Origin of the sequence: Erwinia rhapontici (genome assembly GCF_012271765.1) — a bacterium.
Classification (GTDB): Bacteria; Pseudomonadota; Gammaproteobacteria; order Enterobacterales; family Enterobacteriaceae; genus Erwinia; species Erwinia rhapontici.
The window spans coordinates 579,834-597,283 of record NZ_VRKO01000016.1; the positions used below are offsets into that span (position 1 = coordinate 579,834).

General features: G+C 52.0%; 20 protein-coding genes and 1 other annotated feature. Of the genes, 15 read left to right on the plus strand and 5 right to left on the minus strand.

Annotated elements, in window-relative coordinates:
- Positions 1-130 precede the first annotated feature (130 nt).
- The 3 genes from FVB43_RS19650 to hxpB all read right to left on the minus strand — a co-directional run bounded on the left by FVB43_RS19650 (position 131) and on the right by hxpB (position 2,493).
- Positions 131-721 carry a metal-dependent hydrolase gene (locus tag FVB43_RS19650; protein ID WP_133845325.1) on the minus strand — a complete coding sequence of 197 codons (591 nt, stop codon included), beginning with the start codon at positions 719-721 and terminating at the stop codon, positions 131-133.
- Between the two features lie 149 nt (positions 722-870).
- Entirely contained in the window at positions 871-1,632 is a 762-nt protein-coding gene (gene kduD / locus FVB43_RS19655; protein ID WP_167864592.1) for a 2-dehydro-3-deoxy-D-gluconate 5-dehydrogenase KduD, read from the minus strand.
- Positions 1,633-1,821: 189 nt separating this feature from the next.
- Positions 1,822-2,493 (minus strand): hexitol phosphatase HxpB, encoded by a 672-nt coding sequence (gene hxpB, locus FVB43_RS19660; protein ID WP_133845321.1) that lies wholly within the window; start codon positions 2,491-2,493, stop codon positions 1,822-1,824.
- Between the two features lie 170 nt (positions 2,494-2,663).
- On the opposite strand from hxpB, the gene FVB43_RS19665 reads away from it, so the two are divergent.
- A complete protein-coding gene (locus tag FVB43_RS19665) occupies positions 2,664-3,203 on the plus strand; it encodes a YniB family protein (RefSeq protein ID WP_133845319.1) in 540 nt (179 codons plus the stop codon).
- A gap of 33 nt (positions 3,204-3,236) precedes the next feature.
- On the opposite strand, the gene FVB43_RS19670 is transcribed toward FVB43_RS19665, so the two are convergent.
- Both FVB43_RS19670 and ghoS read right to left on the minus strand, forming a co-directional pair.
- Positions 3,237-4,130 carry a fructosamine kinase family protein gene (locus FVB43_RS19670; protein WP_167864593.1) on the minus strand — a complete coding sequence of 298 codons (894 nt, stop codon included), beginning with the start codon at positions 4,128-4,130 and terminating at the stop codon, positions 3,237-3,239.
- 99 nt (positions 4,131-4,229) lie between these two features.
- Positions 4,230-4,520, minus strand: coding sequence for a type V toxin-antitoxin system endoribonuclease antitoxin GhoS (gene ghoS, locus FVB43_RS19675; RefSeq protein ID WP_133845471.1), 291 nt, complete (start codon positions 4,518-4,520; stop codon positions 4,230-4,232).
- Positions 4,521-4,971: 451 nt separating this feature from the next.
- On the opposite strand from ghoS, the gene FVB43_RS19680 reads away from it, so the two are divergent.
- From FVB43_RS19680 to FVB43_RS19745, 14 genes are all read left to right on the plus strand, one after another.
- Positions 4,972-5,727: a DUF481 domain-containing protein gene (locus tag FVB43_RS19680; protein ID WP_133845315.1), complete on the plus strand. Its 756-nt coding sequence runs from the start codon at positions 4,972-4,974 to the stop codon at positions 5,725-5,727.
- Between the two features lie 334 nt (positions 5,728-6,061).
- Positions 6,062-7,990, plus strand: coding sequence for a threonine--tRNA ligase (thrS, locus tag FVB43_RS19685; protein ID WP_133845313.1), 1,929 nt, complete (start codon positions 6,062-6,064; stop codon positions 7,988-7,990).
- Between the two features lie 3 nt (positions 7,991-7,993).
- Complete coding sequence (gene infC, locus FVB43_RS19690) at positions 7,994-8,545, plus strand: translation initiation factor IF-3 (RefSeq protein WP_072277407.1); 552 nt, start codon at positions 7,994-7,996, stop codon at positions 8,543-8,545.
- Positions 8,546-8,637: 92 nt separating this feature from the next.
- Complete coding sequence (gene rpmI, locus FVB43_RS19695; RefSeq protein WP_005968897.1) at positions 8,638-8,835, plus strand: 50S ribosomal protein L35; 198 nt, start codon at positions 8,638-8,640, stop codon at positions 8,833-8,835.
- A gap of 41 nt (positions 8,836-8,876) precedes the next feature.
- A complete protein-coding gene (gene rplT / locus FVB43_RS19700; protein ID WP_004157375.1) occupies positions 8,877-9,233 on the plus strand; it encodes a 50S ribosomal protein L20 in 357 nt (118 codons plus the stop codon).
- 109 nt (positions 9,234-9,342) lie between these two features.
- Positions 9,343-9,468: a sequence feature (Phe leader region), on the plus strand.
- Positions 9,349-9,393, plus strand: coding sequence for a pheST operon leader peptide PheM (pheM, locus tag FVB43_RS19705; RefSeq protein WP_133845469.1), 45 nt, complete (start codon positions 9,349-9,351; stop codon positions 9,391-9,393). (Overlaps the previous feature by 45 nt.)
- Before the next feature lie 84 nt (positions 9,469-9,552).
- Positions 9,553-10,536, plus strand: a complete 984-nt coding sequence (gene pheS, locus FVB43_RS19710; protein ID WP_133845311.1) for a phenylalanine--tRNA ligase subunit alpha — start codon at positions 9,553-9,555, stop codon at positions 10,534-10,536.
- Between the two features lie 15 nt (positions 10,537-10,551).
- A complete protein-coding gene (pheT, locus tag FVB43_RS19715) occupies positions 10,552-12,939 on the plus strand; it encodes a phenylalanine--tRNA ligase subunit beta (protein WP_133845309.1) in 2,388 nt (795 codons plus the stop codon).
- Between the two features lie 4 nt (positions 12,940-12,943).
- A complete protein-coding gene (gene ihfA, locus FVB43_RS19720; RefSeq protein ID WP_017802142.1) occupies positions 12,944-13,243 on the plus strand; it encodes an integration host factor subunit alpha in 300 nt (99 codons plus the stop codon).
- 197 nt (positions 13,244-13,440) lie between these two features.
- Positions 13,441-14,421 carry a vitamin B12 ABC transporter permease BtuC gene (btuC, locus tag FVB43_RS19725; RefSeq protein ID WP_133845307.1) on the plus strand — a complete coding sequence of 327 codons (981 nt, stop codon included), beginning with the start codon at positions 13,441-13,443 and terminating at the stop codon, positions 14,419-14,421.
- Positions 14,422-14,466: 45 nt separating this feature from the next.
- Entirely contained in the window at positions 14,467-15,009 is a 543-nt protein-coding gene (locus FVB43_RS19730; protein ID WP_167864594.1) for a glutathione peroxidase, read from the plus strand.
- A gap of 3 nt (positions 15,010-15,012) precedes the next feature.
- Positions 15,013-15,753, plus strand: a complete 741-nt coding sequence (btuD, locus tag FVB43_RS19735) for a vitamin B12 ABC transporter ATP-binding protein BtuD (RefSeq protein ID WP_167864595.1) — start codon at positions 15,013-15,015, stop codon at positions 15,751-15,753.
- Between the two features lie 72 nt (positions 15,754-15,825).
- Positions 15,826-16,284, plus strand: coding sequence for an NlpC/P60 family protein (locus FVB43_RS19740; RefSeq protein WP_133845302.1), 459 nt, complete (start codon positions 15,826-15,828; stop codon positions 16,282-16,284).
- Between the two features lie 365 nt (positions 16,285-16,649).
- Positions 16,650-17,393, plus strand: coding sequence for an EAL domain-containing protein (locus FVB43_RS19745; RefSeq protein ID WP_133845301.1), 744 nt, complete (start codon positions 16,650-16,652; stop codon positions 17,391-17,393).
- Positions 17,394-17,450 lie beyond the last annotated feature (57 nt).

Sequence of the window (17,450 nt, forward strand, 5' to 3'; positions counted from 1 at the left end):
CGCCATGCTGGTGACAATTAATTTTTGACGCGCAGAAAGTAAAAACAGTGGCGGAATGGTATCAGCTACTTATGGTGCAGCCTTATATCCAGATGGAATTATTTATAACTTTTCGGTGTTATTTGAACACTTAATCAACCCTTCGTTTATTAATTAATCGCTCAATGTGATATTGCGCGGAGCTGACCACCTGGTTTGTCCAGCCGGATGCACCAAAAGGTAGCGAGCTGGGGGGGAACCAGATGGCATAGCCGACTAAAACCAGGCACAGGGCGCGCTCCAGCTGATTGCCTTTTTGGCTGTTCAGCACGGGCAAACGAAAGCGCCAGCGACAGGGCCAGAGCAGCGGCACGCCAGCGGGTGTCAGCATGTCGGCGACGATGTGGCTCAGATAACCCAGCACCATCCCCTGAAAAGCATCCGCTGGAATCAGCCAGGCGTCCGGGAGCTTTAACTGCAACAGGGCAACGCCCCCGACGACTGCCAGCAGGCTGTGGGTGAACCCCCGGTGGCCAAACGCACGGGCGATAGGATGCGATAGCCACCTCAGGCGCTGGCCCAGAAACGACTTCGGATGGTCGATATCGGGCAACAGGCAGGTCAGCAACGTAGCGGGGATAATGTGCCACCAGTCTGCGCTGGCCAGAACGGGAGTGAGTTCGGCACGTTTCGCAAAAATTGCACTGGCGATGGCAAAAATAAGATGGCCTTCGGCCGTCATGGGAGTACCTGGCTGCATAACTGTCAATGCATCCAGTATAGGGAATATATACAGTAGAATAAATATGTGACGCTGTAACGAAAGATAAATAATTTGGCATTAATCGTGCGGTGAACAAAGCGTGAGCGGCTTTTGTTCACCGCAGCGCATTAACGTGCCAGCCAGCCACCGTCTACCGCCAGCGTAGAGCCATTGACGTAGTCAGCGGCCGCAGAGGCGAGAAATACCACCGGGCCCATCATATCGTCACTTTGACCCCAGCGTCCGGCAGGGATGCGATCCAGAATTTGCTGATTCCTGTCTTCATCGTCGCGTAGCTGTTCCGTGTTATTGGTGGCCATATAACCGGGGGCGATGGCATTGACGTTGATGCCATACTGCGCCCATTCATTGGCCATCAGGCGCGTGAGCCCCATCACGGCGCTTTTTGACGCCGTGTAGGACGGCACCCGGATCCCCCCCTGATAAGAGAGCATTGAAGCGATATTGATGATTTTACCCCCACGCCCCTGGCGAACAAACTGGCGGGCTACCGCCTGTGAGAGGAAAAACAATGTCTTGCTGTTAACGTTCATTACGTCATCCCAGTCACGTTCGCTGAAGTCGAGCGCGTCTGCCCGGCGAATAATCCCGGCATTGTTGACCAAAATATCTAACTGTGGGCAGGCGGTCAGCGCCTGATCCATCACGCTCTCAAGGCAATGGCTGTCGGAAAGGTCTGCCGTGATGCTGACAAACCGTCGCCCGGTGGCCATGACTTTTTGTGCAGTCTCGCTGGCAGAGGAGCGATTAACACCAATAATATCGCATCCTGCCTGGGCCAGCCCAAGCGCCATTCCCTGACCAAGACCGGTGTTACAGCCGGTAATCATGGCCACTTTGCCTTCAAGATTAAATGTGTTCAGGATCATCGTGGCTCCTTATAGATAAGTGGGCACGCGCCATGGCAGAGATGACATAACGGATATGCGCGAGCCGGTTAACGGAGCATAGGCAGAAGCGGGGATGAATTCAACAAAAATGAAACGATGTTTTATTTATTTTAACGGCAATGGGTGATAATAAAAAACCAGGCGGACGCATTGCCGCCTGGTACTGACTCAGCGTCCGTGCAGATGCTGTGCTGTAAGCTCTTCAAGGCTGGCGAGTTTTACGTCAGCCAGTGACCAGCGCAGATCGGCGGCATGAGCGGCATCCGGGACGACGATAGAGCGCATACGTCCTGCTTTGGTGGCGATCATGCCGTTAAATGAGTCTTCCAGCGTCACGCAGTTGAGCGGATCCACGCCCAGGCGGGCGGCCGCATCCAGATAGACCTGCGGGTGGGGTTTACTGTAAGGCAGCGCCTCTGCCGAGGCCAGGACCTCAAAGTACTGGCGCAGGTTGAACATCTCCAGCACACGTTCCAGCATAAATAGCGGTGAGGCAGACGCGAGGCCGATCTTCAGTCCCTCGGACTGACAGAGCTGTAATGCCTGTTCAACACCGGGCAGGAGCGGCCGGGTTTCTTCGACCAGACTCAGTGCCCGTGCGATGACTCGCTGGGTGACTTCGGCCTGGGAGGGGCCTTTCCACGGCAGGTTTTCATACCACATGCGTACCACCTGATCGATACGCAGACCCAGCGCATCCGGCATTTCACCGCGACGGCTGAGGTCAACATCAAGGGTGGTTAAGATATCCAGCTCGGCTTGTTGCCACAGGGGCTCGGAATCAATCAGCAGACCATCCATATCAAAAATGGCGGCGAGTACAGGGCGGTGATAAGACATGCTACGGCTCCATTTAACAGTTTATGGCAGCTTAGCACGAAGTGTTGATGAAAAAATTATCATCGCGGCAGGCTGTCTGTGTAAACCTGGCATTAACTCTGCATTTTGCAGGCACTTTTATGTCACTACAGGTAAACTGACAGGCAGACAACAGATGGACTGGAGAAAGCATGACATATCAACAGGCTGGCAGGGTTGCGATTATAAAGCGCATCGCGGGCTGGATTATTTTTATTCCTGCGTTGTTATCGACGCTGATTTCACTGCTGGGTTTTCTGGAAAAGAGTCGTGAGCAGCGCGAAGGTATCAATGCGGTGATGCAGGATTTCGCCCATGTGATGATTGATATGATCCGCTTCAATACCGGTTTTCTCTCCGGCTTCTGGGCACATTCGCCCATACCGGACTTTAATCAGGGGACGAATGTCCTGTTCTGGATTATTTATGTGCTGATTTTTGTTGGTCTGGCGTTACAGGCCTCGGGAGCACGTATGTGGCGGCAGACGCGTTTTCTGCGTGAGAGTCTGGAAGATCAGATGATCCTGGAGAAAGCGCGCGGCACAGAAGGGCAAAGCCGGGAACAGCTGGAAGCAAAAATTGTGGTGCCACGGCACACGATTTTCCTGCAAATCTTCCCGCTCTACATCCTGCCGGTGATCATCATAGTGGCAGGATATTTTGTGTTGAAACTGGCTGGCTTCATCTACTAAGCCAGCCCTCATACCCACGTTTGCGTTCTGCCATCAGGCAGGGCGCGCGTGGCGTTTTACCCGCTCATCGGTATCCAGCAATGCGCTTGTGGCCCGTTGCGCCTCTCCCAGCCAGCGTCCGCCAAAGACATTGGCGCGGTTAAGCAGGTAATAGAGCTGATAGACAGGCTGCCGTTGCAGGAAGTCGCCAGGCAGCGGCCAGACTGACTGGTAACCATCATAAACCTGCACCGGAACATCCGGGAACCAGGACAGCATCGCCAGATCGCATTCACGATCCCCCCAGTAGCAGGCGGGATCAAATATCCACGGTCCGCTGTCACTTCCGGCACAGTTGGCCGGCCACAGGTCGCCATGCAGCAGGGACGGCTGAGGGTGATGTGATTCCAGAATCGCTTGTGCACAATGGACAATCAGTTCGCTGTCACCATACTGAATGCCTTTCTCTGCGGCGAGCTGAAGCTGCCAGCCGATGCGCTGTTCGGCAAAGAATACCGACCAGCGGCGCAACCAGCTGTTCGGCTGCAGGGAGGTGGTGATGTTATTGTCGAAGTCGAGGCCAAACTGCGGTTGTTCACTCCACTGATGAAGGTGCGCCAGCTGCTGACCCAGTTGAAAAGCACCATGGGCATCAAGCGGCCTGACCGGGATGTACTCAAGCAGTAAAAAGCTGGTATCGCGATCGCTACCCACCCCGTATACCGCCGGTACGCGCACTGTCTGACTGCGTGCCAGCAGCTGTAACTGATCGGCTTCCCATGTGAACAGGTCCTGCATGTCACGCTGGTTACATTTAACGAAGATTTCATGCTCACCAAAGCGCAGATACCAGGTGGGATGAACATCACCACCGGGCAGCTCGCTGCGTTCGGTGATCTCTGCCGGCCCCAACTGCTCACTCAACAGACGACGAATGGCTGACCACATAGGACACTCCTCTTTTTCGCTGTGATTGCACTATGGTAACGCTTAAAGAATAACCAAAATCTGCGTTTGCGCACGTTAAGCGCCCGTCTTTACAAAAACTTAGTCGGTGTTACTGCGGAAGTCTTCCCAGTGCTGAACGTCAAGTTGCGGTACTTCTCCCAGTACCTGTTCACCGATCCCCACCGCTTGCTGGTGGATATCCTCTTCTGACAAAGCGGTAATGATGCCGAAACTGTTGGTGCCAAGTTCGTGTGGATGACCATCGTCATCTTTCAACGTGGTAGAAAATCCACTACTAATCAGCGCACTACTGAGTTCCAGCACATCTGACAAACCTTTTTCATCGTAATGAAAAGTCACAACATACTGATGGATCCCCTGATTACTCATCATTCACCTCATTGTAAAAAAACATGTTTTCAGCGTAGCCCATCCTGAAGGGGGCGCAGTAAAATCAGCATATCGTAGGGGGGATGTGGCGCATTAACACATTTGTCCGTGTTGCAAATCAGAGCAGGGGGCTTGAGAAAGAGGTGAAGAAGAAAGCGGCCCGTTGACTGGGGGAATTTTACATTTAGTCACATTGCTGACGGTTTTCGGTGAAAAAATGCCCGTCACTAAAGATATTTCTTATTTACAGCCAGGTGTTTTCTCACCAAATACCCTCTATAATGCGCCGCGTTAATGGGAATGTTCTCAATAACGGTGCTGTTTTGTCATGATGCTTTGTAAAAAGAGCGAATTAACAAATTGTTACGAATATTACCGTAAAATGCGTTGATCGTCCTTCAAAACGCTTCAGACTCACTCTTTTAAAAACTGTCGTACGGGTCACATTTAAATGAAAGCGCTTAATAAGCTGTCTGTAGTTCTGCTGCTCTCCGGGGGAGCACTGTGTCAACAAGCCCTGGCGGATAATAACGTCTTCACGGTTATGGATGACCCTTCCACGGCGAAAAAAGATTTTGAAGGCAACGCCGCTGCGGGTTATCTGGCGCAGTCTGGCAACACCACCAGCTCCTCTGCAACGGCAAACACCAACCTGACCTGGTATACGCCAAGCTTTGCATACAGCCTGTGGGGCAACGCCAGTAACACCTCTTCCAATGATGAGCGTTCTTCAGAGACTTATCAGGTGGGTGGCCGTACGCGTTACAACATGAACAGTGCCGATTACCTGTTCGGCCAGGCAAGCTGGTTAAGTGACCGTTTCAATGGCTACGATGGTCGTTCCATCCTGGCGGCAGGTTATGGTCGTCAGCTGCTGAATGGCCCGGTGCACTCACTACGTGTGGAAGCCGGTCCTGGTGTGCGTTATGACGATTACCATCAAGGTGGCCATGAAACTCAGGCGCTGGCTTACGGTGCATTTAGCTACCAGTGGCAGTTAACCGATACCACCAAGTTCATTCAGGGTGTTTCCGTTCTGGGTAGCGACGATACTACCGTCAACTCAGAAACCGGTCTTCAGGTGGCGATTAATGAACATTTCGCCCTGAAAATGGCTTACAACGTGACCTGGAACCAGAATCCTCCAGAGTCTGCGCCTGATCATACTGATACCAAAACAACGATCATGCTCTCCTACGCGATGTAATCCTCAGACGAGCCGCTGCCAGCGGCTCGTTTTTCTCCTGCCTCGAATCCTCCTGCTTCGTTTCTGAACGGTTTCTCTCTGATCCTAAAGCCATTTGATGACGTATCCGTTCATTGCTTAAGACACGCCCCCGTGCAATTGACCTCTATGAAGTGTAAGATGTTCCTCCTTCTGAAGTTTCTGATAAACAGACACTTTTGAATATGTGTACCAGGCCTGTACCAAATCGGCAAATGTGAGTCGGTTTCAAGTGCAAAGTGCTTGTTGTATAACGTAAATTTTAATTTTGCATGTAATCTTACGTGTGGGTTACCACTGCAATTAAGGATGTTTCATGCCTGTTATTACTCTTCCTGATGGAAGCCAGCGTTCGTTTGACCACGCCGTAAGCGTGATGGATATTGCTCTGGACATCGGTCCTGGCCTGGCGAAAGCCTGTATTGCCGGACGTGTCAATGGCGAACTGGTTGATGCGGTTGACCCGATCACCGAAGACGCACAAGTTGCCATCATCACGGCGAAAGACGATGCGGGTCTGGAAATTATTCGTCACTCCTGCGCCCACCTTTTAGGGCACGCGATCAAGCAACTGTGGCCAGATACGAAAATGGCTATCGGTCCTGTTATCGACAACGGTTTTTACTATGATGTTGATCTCGACCGTACGCTGACCCAGGAAGACATTGAGCTGCTGGAAAAGCGTATGCACCAGTTAGCTGAGACGAATTACGACGTCATCAAGAAGAAAGTCAGCTGGCAGGAAGCGCGTGATGCCTTCGCTGCACGTGGTGAGACTTATAAAACCACCATCCTTGATGAAAATATCAGCCACGACGATCGTCCTGGTCTGTATCATCACGAAGAATATGTGGATATGTGCCGTGGCCCGCACGTACCCAATATGCGTTTTTGTCATCACTTTAAGCTGCAGAAAATTTCTGGTGCTTACTGGCGTGGTGACAGCAATAACAAAATGCTGCAACGTATCTACGGCACTGCATGGGGCGATAAGAAGCAATTAGCCGCCTATCTGCAACGTCTGGAAGAAGCAGCAAAACGCGACCACCGTAAAATCGGTAAACAGCTCGACCTGTATCATATGCAGGAAGAGGCACCAGGTATGGTGTTCTGGCACAACGATGGCTGGACAATTTTCCGTGAACTGGAAGTGTTTGTTCGTACCAAGCTGAAAGAGTATGAGTACCAGGAAGTGAAAGGTCCGTTTATGATGGACCGTGTGCTGTGGGAGAAAACCGGGCACTGGGAAAACTACAAAGAGGCGATGTTTACCACCTCTTCTGAGAACCGTGAATACTGCATTAAGCCAATGAACTGCCCAGGGCACGTGCAGATTTTCAATCAGGGTCTAAAATCATACCGCGACCTGCCGTTACGTATGGCTGAGTTTGGCAGTTGCCACCGTAATGAGCCGTCAGGTGCGTTGCACGGTCTGATGCGTGTGCGTGGTTTTACCCAGGATGATGCCCACATCTTCTGTACCGAAGAACAGGTACGTGATGAGGTCAACGGCTGTATTAAGATGGTGTACGACATGTACAGCACCTTCGGCTTTGAAAAGATCGTGGTAAAACTGTCTACCCGTCCTGAAAAACGTATCGGTAGTGATGATCTCTGGGACCGTTCAGAGGCCGACCTGGCCGCTGCGCTGAAAGAGAACAATATACCGTTCGACTATCAGCCGGGTGAGGGCGCATTCTACGGCCCTAAAATTGAATTTACCCTGTATGACTGCCTCGACCGTGCATGGCAGTGCGGTACCGTTCAGCTCGACTTCTCTCTGCCGAGCCGTCTGAGTGCCTCTTATATCGGTGAAAGTAATGAACGTCAGGTGCCAGTGATGATTCACCGTGCAATCCTGGGGTCCATGGAGCGCTTTATCGGGATTTTAACCGAAGAATATGCCGGTTTCTTCCCGACCTGGTTAGCTCCTGTACAAGTTGTGGTGATGAATATCACCGATGGTCAGTCCGAATATGTTGCAGAATTGACTCGAAAACTGCAAAATGCGGGCATTCGTGCAAAAGCGGACTTGAGAAACGAGAAGATTGGCTTTAAAATCCGTGAACATACTTTACGACGTGTCCCTTATATGTTGGTCTGTGGTGATAAAGAGGTGGAAGCTGGCAAAGTTGCCGTTCGCACCCGCCGCGGTAAAGACCTGGGAAGCATGGACGTAAACGAAGTGATCGCTAAGCTGCAGGGTGAAATCCGCAGCCGCAATCTTCATCAATTGGAGGAATAAAGTATTAAAGGCGGAAAACGAGTTCAACCGGCGCGTCCTAATCGCATAAATAGAGAAATTCGCGCCACTGAGGTTCGTCTGACTGGCGTCGATGGCGAACAGATTGGTATTGTCAGTCTGAATGAAGCTTTGGAAAAAGCTGAAGAAGCGGGCGTGGATCTGGTAGAGATCAGCCCCAACGCCGAGCCGCCCGTTTGTCGTATAATGGATTACGGCAAGTTCCTTTACGAAAAAAGCAAATCTTCTAAAGAACAGAAGAAAAAGCAAAAGATTATCCAGGTTAAGGAAATTAAATTCCGTCCTGGTACCGATGATGGCGACTATCAGGTAAAACTACGCAACCTGATTCGCTTTCTGGAAGATGGCGATAAAGCCAAGATCACGCTGCGTTTCCGCGGTCGTGAGATGGCGCACCAGCAGATCGGTATGGAAGTGCTTAACCGCGTCCGTAAAGATCTGTGTGAAGATATTGATCTGGCAGTTGTCGAATCATTCCCTACAAGGATTGAAGGTCGTCAGATGATTATGGTGCTCGCTCCCAAGAAGAAACAGTAGGCCCTAAAGTAATCTTGCTGCGTGTTTCGGCACGCGGCGTGATTCGCCTGTCTGGTTCATTTTATTAACAATGCGAAGTGGATATTTTTTAAATGCCAAAGATTAAAACTGTACGTGGCGCGGCCAAGCGCTTCAAGAAGACCGCCGGTGGCGGCTTCAAGCGTAAACACGCTAACCTGCGTCATATTCTGACTAAAAAATCTACTAAGCGTAAACGCCACCTGCGTCCTAAAGGTATGGTGTCTAAAGGCGATCTGGGTCTGGTTATTGCCTGCCTGCCGTACGCATAAGTATCAATTTTTTTTAACAGAATATTAAACAGGAGAGCTAAATGGCTCGTGTAAAACGTGGTGTAGTTGCTCGCGCACGTCACAAGAAAATCTTAAAACAAGCTAAAGGCTACTACGGTGCACGTTCACGTGTATACCGTGTTGCTTTCCAGGCTGTTATCAAAGCTGGTCAGTATGCTTACCGTGACCGTCGTCAGCGGAAGCGCCAGTTCCGTCAGCTGTGGATTGCGCGTATTAACGCTGCTGCCCGCACTAACGGTATCTCTTACAGCCGCTTCATCAATGGCCTGAAAAAGGCTTCGATCGAAATCGACCGTAAGATTCTGGCTGACATCGCAGTATTCGACAAAGCAGTATTTGCTGCTCTGGTAGAAAAAGCGAAATCAGCTCTGGCGTAAGCCAGATTGAAGAGGGAGCTCGTCTCCCTCTTTTTTATTATCTGAAATGATTGACTTTTTTCCCCTCCGGCCTTTCAATAGAGCGGTCCGAAACTGCATTTAAGGTCAGCTAACCATGAATACTGCTATTTTCCGTTTCTTTTTTTACTTTAGCGCCTGATCATCGGGGGCTTTAGCGCAAAGAAAAGAAACGAAAAATCGCGCTGAAAGCCTCCCTCGTGGAGGCTTTTTTCGTTTTAGCGCACGTGAAATAACGACCGGGCGGCTATTCGTCCTGAAAAAAACAGATCAGCCAGCGTGGCTGGAAGAAGAGGAAAGCATGTCACATCTCGCAGACCTGGTGGCGAGCGCGAAAGCCGCCATCAATGATGCTCAGGATGTCGCCGCGTTAGATAACGTTCGCGTCGAATACCTGGGTAAAAAAGGGCATCTCACGCTCCAGATGACCTCCTTGCGTGAACTGCCTGCGGAAGATCGCCCGGCAGCGGGTGCGGTAATCAATGAAGCAAAACAACAGGTGCAGGAAGCGCTGAACGCGCAGAAAAACGCACTGGAATCTGCAGTGATGAACGCCCGTCTGGCGCAGGAAACCATTGATGTTTCTCTGCCGGGCCGTCGCATTGAAAACGGTGGGTTGCATCCGGTCACGCGCACCATTGACCGCATTGAAACCTTCTTTGGCGAACTGGGCTTCTCTGTCGAGACGGGCCCGGAAATTGAAGATGACTATCATAATTTCGATGCGCTGAATATTCCGGGCCACCACCCGGCGCGCGCCGATCACGATACCTTCTGGTTCGATGCCACCCGCCTGCTGCGTACTCAAACGTCAGGCGTGCAGATCCGCACGATGAAAAACCAGCAGCCGCCAATCCGCATTATTGCGCCAGGTCGCGTGTATCGTAACGATTACGATCAGACTCATACCCCCATGTTCCACCAGATGGAAGGCTTGATTGTTGATAAAAATATCAGCTTTACCAATCTGAAGGGCACCCTGCACGATTTCCTGAACAACTTCTTTGAAGAAGATTTGCAGGTTCGTTTCCGTCCGTCCTACTTCCCGTTCACTGAGCCTTCTGCTGAAGTGGATGTGATGGGTAAAAACGGCAAATGGCTGGAAGTGCTGGGTTGCGGCATGGTGCACCCTAACGTGCTGCGCAATGTGGGTATTGATCCGGAAGTGTACTCAGGTTTCGCCTTTGGTATGGGAATGGAGCGTCTGACCATGCTGCGTTACGGTGTGACCGATCTGCGTGCCTTCTTCGAAAATGATTTACGTTTCCTCAAACAGTTTAAATAAGGGCGGGTAAAACCAATGAAATTCAGTGAACTCTGGTTACGTGAATGGGTCAACCCGGCCATTGACAGTGCAGCCCTGTCCGATCAAATCACCATGGCCGGCCTTGAAGTGGACGGTGTCGATGCGGTTGCCGGTGCTTTCCATGGCGTGGTAGTAGGTGAAGTCGTTGAGTGCGGTCAGCATCCTAACGCCGACAAACTGCGCGTGACCAAAATCAATGTGGGCGGCGAACGCCTGCTGGATATCGTCTGCGGTGCACCCAACTGCCGCCAGGGGCTGAAAGTGGCCGTGGCAACCGTGGGTGCGGTACTGCCGGGCGATTTCAAAATCAAAGCCGCAAAACTGCGCGGTGAGCCGTCAGAAGGCATGCTGTGCTCTTTCTCCGAGCTGGGTATTTCCGACGACCACAACGGCATCATTGAACTGCCGCTGGATGCGACTATCGGCACAGATATCCGCGATTATCTCAAGCTGGATGACAACACCATTGAGATCAGCGTGACGCCTAACCGTGCCGACTGCCTGGGCATTATCGGCGTGGCGCGCGATGTGGCCGTGCTTAACAAGCTGCCACTGACGGCGCCGGAGATGGCCCCCGTCGCCGCGACCGTGCAGGATACTTTCCCGATCCGTGTGGAGGCGAGCGAAGCCTGTCCGCGTTACCTTGGCCGCGTAGTGAAAGGCATCAATGTGAAAGCTGCTACGCCGCTGTGGATGAAGGAAAAACTGCGCCGCTGTGGAATTCGCTCAATCGATCCGGTTGTCGACATCACCAACTATGTTTTACTGGAGTTGGGCCAGCCGATGCACGCCTTCGACCTCGATCGCCTTGAGGGCGGTATCGTGGTGCGTATGGCAGAAGAGGGTGAAACCCTGGTTCTGCTGGATGGTAACGAAGCTAAATTGAGCAGCGATACGCTGGTGATTGCGGATCAGAAGAAAGCGCTGGCGATGGCCGGTATTTTTGGTGGCGAACATTCCGGTGTGAATGAAGAAACCCAGAACGTGCTGTTTGAATGTGCCTTCTTCAGCCCGCTGTCGATCACCGGTCGTGCACGCCGTCATGGTCTGCATACGGATGCTTCGCATCGCTACGAGCGCGGTGTTGACCCGGCATTGCAGCACACGGCGATTGAGCGTGCGACCCGCCTGCTGTTGGATATCTGCGGTGGTGAAGCGGGCCCGGTCATCGATGTGACCCACGAAGCAACCTTGCCTGTGCGTGCCACCATTACGCTGCGTCGTGAAAAACTGGACCGTCTGATTGGCCATGTGATTGCCGATGCTGAGGTGGGCGATATTCTGCGCCGTCTGGGCTGCACGGTGACAGAAGGCCAGGGTGAGTGGCAGGCAGTGGCACCAAGCTGGCGTTTTGACATCGCCATTGAAGAAGACCTGGTAGAGGAAGTCGCCCGTGTTTACGGCTACGACAATATTCCTGACGTGCCTGTACAGGCCGGTCTGGTGATGACGAAGCATCGTGAAGCGAATCTTTCGCTGAAGCGTGTTAAAGCGTTACTGGTGGACAAAGGCTATCAGGAAGCGATTACCTACAGCTTCGTTGACCCGAAAATTCAGGCGTTACTGCACCCGGGCGAAGAAAATCTGGTGCTGCCAAGCCCCATCTCCGTTGAGATGTCAGCAATGCGTCTGTCACTGTGGAGTGGCCTGCTGGGTGCGGTGGTGTATAACCAGAACCGTCAACAGTCTCGCGTGCGTCTTTTCGAGAGCGGGTTGCGCTTTGTGCCTGATACACAGGCAAACCTCGGTATCCGTCAGGACGTTATGCTGGCTGGCGTGATCAGTGGTCATCGCAACGAAGAGCACTGGGATCTGGCGCGTAACCCGGTAGACTTCTATGATTTAAAAGGTGATTTAGAGTCCCTGCTGGAATTGACCGGCAAACTCGATGAGATTCAGTTTGTGGCCGCCACTAACCCGGCGCTTCATCCGGGGCAGAGCGCCGCGATTTATTTACGTGGCGAACACATCGGATTTATTGGTGTGGTGCATCCGGAACTTGAACGTAAACTGGATCTTAACGGTCGTACCGTGGTGTTTGAACTGTTGTGGGATAAGGTCGCAGACCGCGTCCTGCCTGATGCCAGCGGCATTTCGCGCTTCCCGGCGAACCGTCGTGACATCGCTGTCGTTGTCGCTGAAAACGTGCCAGCAGCAGATATTATCACCGAGTGTAAGAAAGTTGGCGTAAATCAGGTAGTTGGCGTAAACTTGTTTGACGTGTACCGTGGTAAGGGCGTAAATGATGGTTTTAAGAGCCTCGCTATCAGCCTGATTTTGCAAGATACCAGCCGGACACTCGAAGAAGAGGAGATTGCCGCTACCGTTGCAAAATGCGTAGAGGCACTGAAAGAGCGATTCCAAGCATCCTTGAGGGATTGAACCTATGGCGCTTACAAAAGCTGAAATGTCTGAATACCTGTTTGAGAAGCTTGGTCTTAGCAAACGGGATGCCAAAGAGCTGGTTGAACTGTTTTTCGAAGAAGTGCGTCGTGCTTTGGAGAATGGTGAGCAGGTCAAACTGTCTGGATTTGGCAATTTCGACCTTCGCGACAAAAATCAACGTCCGGGACGTAACCCCAAAACGGGTGAAGATATTCCCATTACGGCTCGCCGGGTTGTGACGTTTCGACCTGGTCAGAAACTGAAAAGCCGGGTTGAGAACGCTTCACCGAAAGAAGACTGATTTCTGCTATTCAAAAGGCCGCGCAAGCGGCCTTTTTCATCATGAGAGCAGACCGAAAGGCGGCGATCACCCTAAGCCGAGACCACCAAAGCAAAACCAGCATCATTAATCCACTCAGAGCCAGCGTTGCTGGCTCTTTCTTTTTGCCGATTTCCCTCTACAATTAACCCTCTGTTTTCTTTTAAAAAACGTCGGTTATGACTCTGCTTTCCCAACAGATATCCGCTGCTCACCGTCGTTCCGGCTTCTGGCTGTGCGGGCTGGGGATATTTTGTCTGTCGCTGCTGCTGCTGAGTCTGTGCGCGGGTGAGCGCTGGATCTCGCCTGCCGAATGGTCAACCTCCGACGCACAACTCTTTGTCTGGCAACTCCGCCTACCGCGTTCGCTGGCGGTGATGCTGGTCGGTGCCTCGCTGGCGGTCGCAGGTGCGGCAATGCAGGCACTGTTCAGTAATCCACTGGCCGAACCTGGCCTGCTGGGCGTATCCGGCGGCGCAGGCGTAGGGCTGGTGATGTGCATCCTCTCCGGTGTCGGTAGTCCCTGGTTGATGAGTCTCAGCGCCATTCTTGGGGCGCTACTGGTCACCGTGATTCTGCTGCGTTTTGCCCGTCAGCATCTCTCCAGTAGCCGTCTGCTGCTGGCCGGGGTCGCGCTGGGGATTATTTGCAGCGCGCTGATGACCTGGGCGGTCTATTTTAGCAGCAGCATGGATTTACGTCAGTTAATGTACTGGATGATGGGGGGCTTTAGCGGCATTGACTGGCGCTATGGCTGGCTGATGCTGGCATTGATCCCCGTGCTATTGTGGTTGAGCAGTCGGGTTCGTGTGCTTAACCTGCTGGCGCTGGGTGAGATCTCTGCGCAGCAGCTGGGTCTGCCACTGGTGCTGTGGCGTAATCTGCTGGTACTGGCGGTTGGCTGGCTGGTGGGAGTCAGCGTTGCTCTGGCAGGGGCTATCGGCTTCATCGGCCTGGTGATACCGCATATCCTGCGGCTGAACGGACTGAGCGATCATCGTATTCTTTTGCCGTGCTGTGCGCTGGCTGGCGCAGGTGTATTGCTGGCTGCTGACATTATTGCCCGCGTGGCGTTGACCTCCGCTGAACTGCCGATCGGGGTGGTGACGGCGACATTGGGCGCACCGGTGTTTATCTGGCTATTATTGAGCAACCGCTGACAGTCTGAAGGCTGTCGTGTTCTTACGTTAAAACAGGAAAAGACGATGAGTATTTTCGAAACAGAACTGGTCACGCTGGATGGTGATAAAACGACATTAGCGCAATGGCAGGGCGATGTTCTATTGGTGGTTAACGTGGCATCTAAATGTGGGCTCACCCCACAGTATGAGGAACTGGAGAAGCTGCAAAAAGAGTTACATGAACAGGGGCTGACAGTACTGGGCTTCCCATGTAATGCATTCCTTGAGCAGGAGCCGGGCACAGACGCTGAGATTAAAACCTTTTGCAGCACCACCTACGGCGTAACGTTTCCGATGTTCAGCAAAATTGAGGTAAACGGCCCGCAGCGCCATCCGTTGTACGCCCAGCTGGTGGCCGCACAGCCTGAAGCCACTGCGCCGGAAGGGAGTGGTTTCCTCGAGCGTATGACCAGCAAAGGGCGTGCGCCGAAGGTGCCGGGAGACGTTTTATGGAACTTTGAAAAGTTCCTGGTGGGCCGTGACGGCAAGGTGTTACAACGCTTCTCGCCGGATACGGCACCGAATGATCCGCAACTGATCGCCCGCATCCACCAGGCGCTGGCGTAACCGATGCTGCTGGAATTAACAGGTGTCGCGCTAACCGGGCGCCTGTTTCCGTTCAGTGCGCAGGTAAAGGCCGGGCAGGTTATTCATCTGGTCGGTCCCAATGGTGCAGGAAAAAGCTCGCTGCTGATGGCGATAGCCGGGCTGCTGTCGGCTCGCGGTAACGTGCTGTTTGCCGGACGTGCGCTGGCTGACTGGCACGGCATGGCGTTGGCCCGCCAGCGCGCTTATCTCGCCCAGCAGCAGTCTCCTCTGGGGCAGATGCCCGTCTGGCATTATCTGCTAATGCATACGCAGCAGCAGGGAGACGTGCATCATGCAATGCTACTCACGCTGGCCCAGGCCTTACAGCTGAGTGATAAGTTGTCCCGGCCTCTTACGCAACTTTCTGGCGGCGAGTGGCAACGTGTGCGACTGGTGGCGGTACTCTTGCAGGTCAGTCACCCGGATGGCAAGTTGCTGCTGTTAGATGAGCCCCTGACGGGGCTGGATATTGCCCAGCAGGCCGCGTTTGACCGCTTGATCCCGGCGCTAACGCAGCAGGGGGTTAGTGTGATCATGAGCAGCCATGATATGAATCACTCCCTGCGATATGCGGATTGTGTCTGGCTGATGCGGCCAGGGCAGTGTGCATTACAGGGTAATCCGCAGGACGTGCTGACTCCGGAACATCTCAGCGCGCTTTATCAGGTCTCATTCCGGATGCTGGATATAGAAGGGCAGGCGATGCTGACAACGCTCAGTTGAGCAGGGTGTCGCTGTTGCCTGTTTCGGGTATTACCGTTAGATTACAGACTGTTGCTATTGAGAGGCATTGTTATGCGTTACTGGCTTCTGCTTATTGTTGTTGTTCTGGCGGGTTGTAGCAGTCGTGCCCCGGCACCTGACGGGCGTCTCTCCGATTCCATTACCGTTATTGCCCAGCTTAATGACCAGCTCGGTCAGTGGCGCGGTGCGCCTTATCGCTATGGAGGGATGAGCCGCAGTGGCGTCGACTGCTCTGGTTTTGTTTATCTGACCTTCCGCGATCGCTTTAATTTGCAGTTACCACGCACCACCTCCGCGCAGACCGATATCGGTACCCGCATTGATAAGGCCCAGCTTTTACCGGGCGACCTGGTGTTCTTCAAAACTGGCAGCGGAGAAAATGGCCTGCATGTCGGCATTTACGACACTGATAATCAGTTTATCCATGCGTCGACCAGTCAGGGCGTCACCCGTTCTTCACTGGATAATGTTTACTGGCGAAAAGTATTCTGGCAGGCGCGGCGTATTTAATCGCCAGATTAAGACGTGGCCTGCTGTTTTAATTAGCGTTTAATTTATGTCCGCATAAATAGGGTTTGCGGAATTTAAAATACCACTTCAACTCAAATTTACCTTAAGTCAATTTTTCGCTGGTGCCGAAATACGCATTCGTAAAGATAGCGTTACCGGAAACGACGACGCTTATTTTTACGCATCAGGAAAGTGATATCAGTAAGCATCGTTTATGTCAGTTTTGTGTTAGCTTAAGGATATGGATTACAAGCAAAAGCACACTGCAATTGAATTTCCGCAGGGTGACAGTCTGTTGACACTGTTGCTTGTCCTATTTTGTTGATATAGGATGCGGTGAGTGCCGCTTAATAATGGCGATTAAGATGAACATCTTTTTGGAAGCTGATTATAAAACTTACACAGCATTCTGCCCGGTTTACAGCCCAGGCGGGCTGTTGACGTCTGTTGAGATGTTAACCCACTTTACTCATGCCAGCGCCAATGTGGCCATGCCTCAGGAGATTCTTACGCCGCTATTAAATGACCGGCAGCGTGTCCTGTTGTTGCAGGAACAAATTAACGTTATTGAAAAACATTACGATTTTTTTAGCGACAACGACCTGAAAGTAGCGATTAATATTGATAAACCGCTGGCTGAGACCATCCTCGAGAGTGAGTTTATTCTGAAAAAAATGTGTCAGCTGGATTGCCTGGAACTGGAAGTCAGCGAAAGCTTTCCTGATTTAACGTTGGGGCGAAATAATAATTTTCTGAAAGCGCTGAGTGAAAAATTTAACTTAAGTCTGAATAATTACGGTGCCGGTAAAGCGACCTCAAAAGCTGTTTTTGACGATTTGTTTTATCGTATTAAGCTGGATAAAGGATTTATTCAACACAATATTAAACGCTTATCTTTTCACCCGTTTATCAACGCTATCCTTGATCACGTCAAACCCCACTGTCAGGAGATTGTTGTGCAGGGCGTGGATGATATCACCGGGTTACAGACTGTTCGTGACTATGCCTTCGATGGTATTCAGAGCGCGCTATTCCCGCCGGTCGGTGAAGAGGCGTTAATTCATCTGACGGAACCCCCTTATCAGCTGCGGGAACGCATACTGCAATAACCCTGAAAACTCTCCGTGTTTTCCAGCACCGTGGCGCTTTACACTAGCAGTATTATC

Bases quoted from the DNA above. Each gene is read 5' to 3' on its own strand.
- FVB43_RS19650 (WP_133845325.1), bottom strand. From the start codon at position 721: ATGACGGCCGAAGGCCATCTTATTTTTGCCATCGCCAGTGCAATTTTT.
- kduD (WP_167864592.1), bottom strand. From the start codon at position 1,632: ATGATCCTGAACACATTTAATCTTGAAGGCAAAGTGGCCATGATTACC.
- hxpB (WP_133845321.1), bottom strand. From the start codon at position 2,493: ATGTCTTATCACCGCCCTGTACTCGCCGCCATTTTTGATATGGATGGT.
- FVB43_RS19665 (WP_133845319.1), top strand. From the start codon at position 2,664: ATGACATATCAACAGGCTGGCAGGGTTGCGATTATAAAGCGCATCGCG.
- FVB43_RS19670 (WP_167864593.1), bottom strand. From the start codon at position 4,130: ATGTGGTCAGCCATTCGTCGTCTGTTGAGTGAGCAGTTGGGGCCGGCA.
- ghoS (WP_133845471.1), bottom strand. From the start codon at position 4,520: ATGAGTAATCAGGGGATCCATCAGTATGTTGTGACTTTTCATTACGAT.
- FVB43_RS19680 (WP_133845315.1), top strand. From the start codon at position 4,972: ATGAAAGCGCTTAATAAGCTGTCTGTAGTTCTGCTGCTCTCCGGGGGA.
- thrS (WP_133845313.1), top strand. From the start codon at position 6,062: ATGCCTGTTATTACTCTTCCTGATGGAAGCCAGCGTTCGTTTGACCAC.
- rpmI (WP_005968897.1), top strand. From the start codon at position 8,638: ATGCCAAAGATTAAAACTGTACGTGGCGCGGCCAAGCGCTTCAAGAAG.
- rplT (WP_004157375.1), top strand. From the start codon at position 8,877: ATGGCTCGTGTAAAACGTGGTGTAGTTGCTCGCGCACGTCACAAGAAA.
- pheS (WP_133845311.1), top strand. From the start codon at position 9,553: ATGTCACATCTCGCAGACCTGGTGGCGAGCGCGAAAGCCGCCATCAAT.
- pheT (WP_133845309.1), top strand. From the start codon at position 10,552: ATGAAATTCAGTGAACTCTGGTTACGTGAATGGGTCAACCCGGCCATT.
- ihfA (WP_017802142.1), top strand. From the start codon at position 12,944: ATGGCGCTTACAAAAGCTGAAATGTCTGAATACCTGTTTGAGAAGCTT.
- btuC (WP_133845307.1), top strand. From the start codon at position 13,441: ATGACTCTGCTTTCCCAACAGATATCCGCTGCTCACCGTCGTTCCGGC.
- FVB43_RS19730 (WP_167864594.1), top strand. From the start codon at position 14,467: ATGAGTATTTTCGAAACAGAACTGGTCACGCTGGATGGTGATAAAACG.
- btuD (WP_167864595.1), top strand. From the start codon at position 15,013: ATGCTGCTGGAATTAACAGGTGTCGCGCTAACCGGGCGCCTGTTTCCG.
- FVB43_RS19740 (WP_133845302.1), top strand. From the start codon at position 15,826: ATGCGTTACTGGCTTCTGCTTATTGTTGTTGTTCTGGCGGGTTGTAGC.
- FVB43_RS19745 (WP_133845301.1), top strand. From the start codon at position 16,650: ATGAACATCTTTTTGGAAGCTGATTATAAAACTTACACAGCATTCTGC.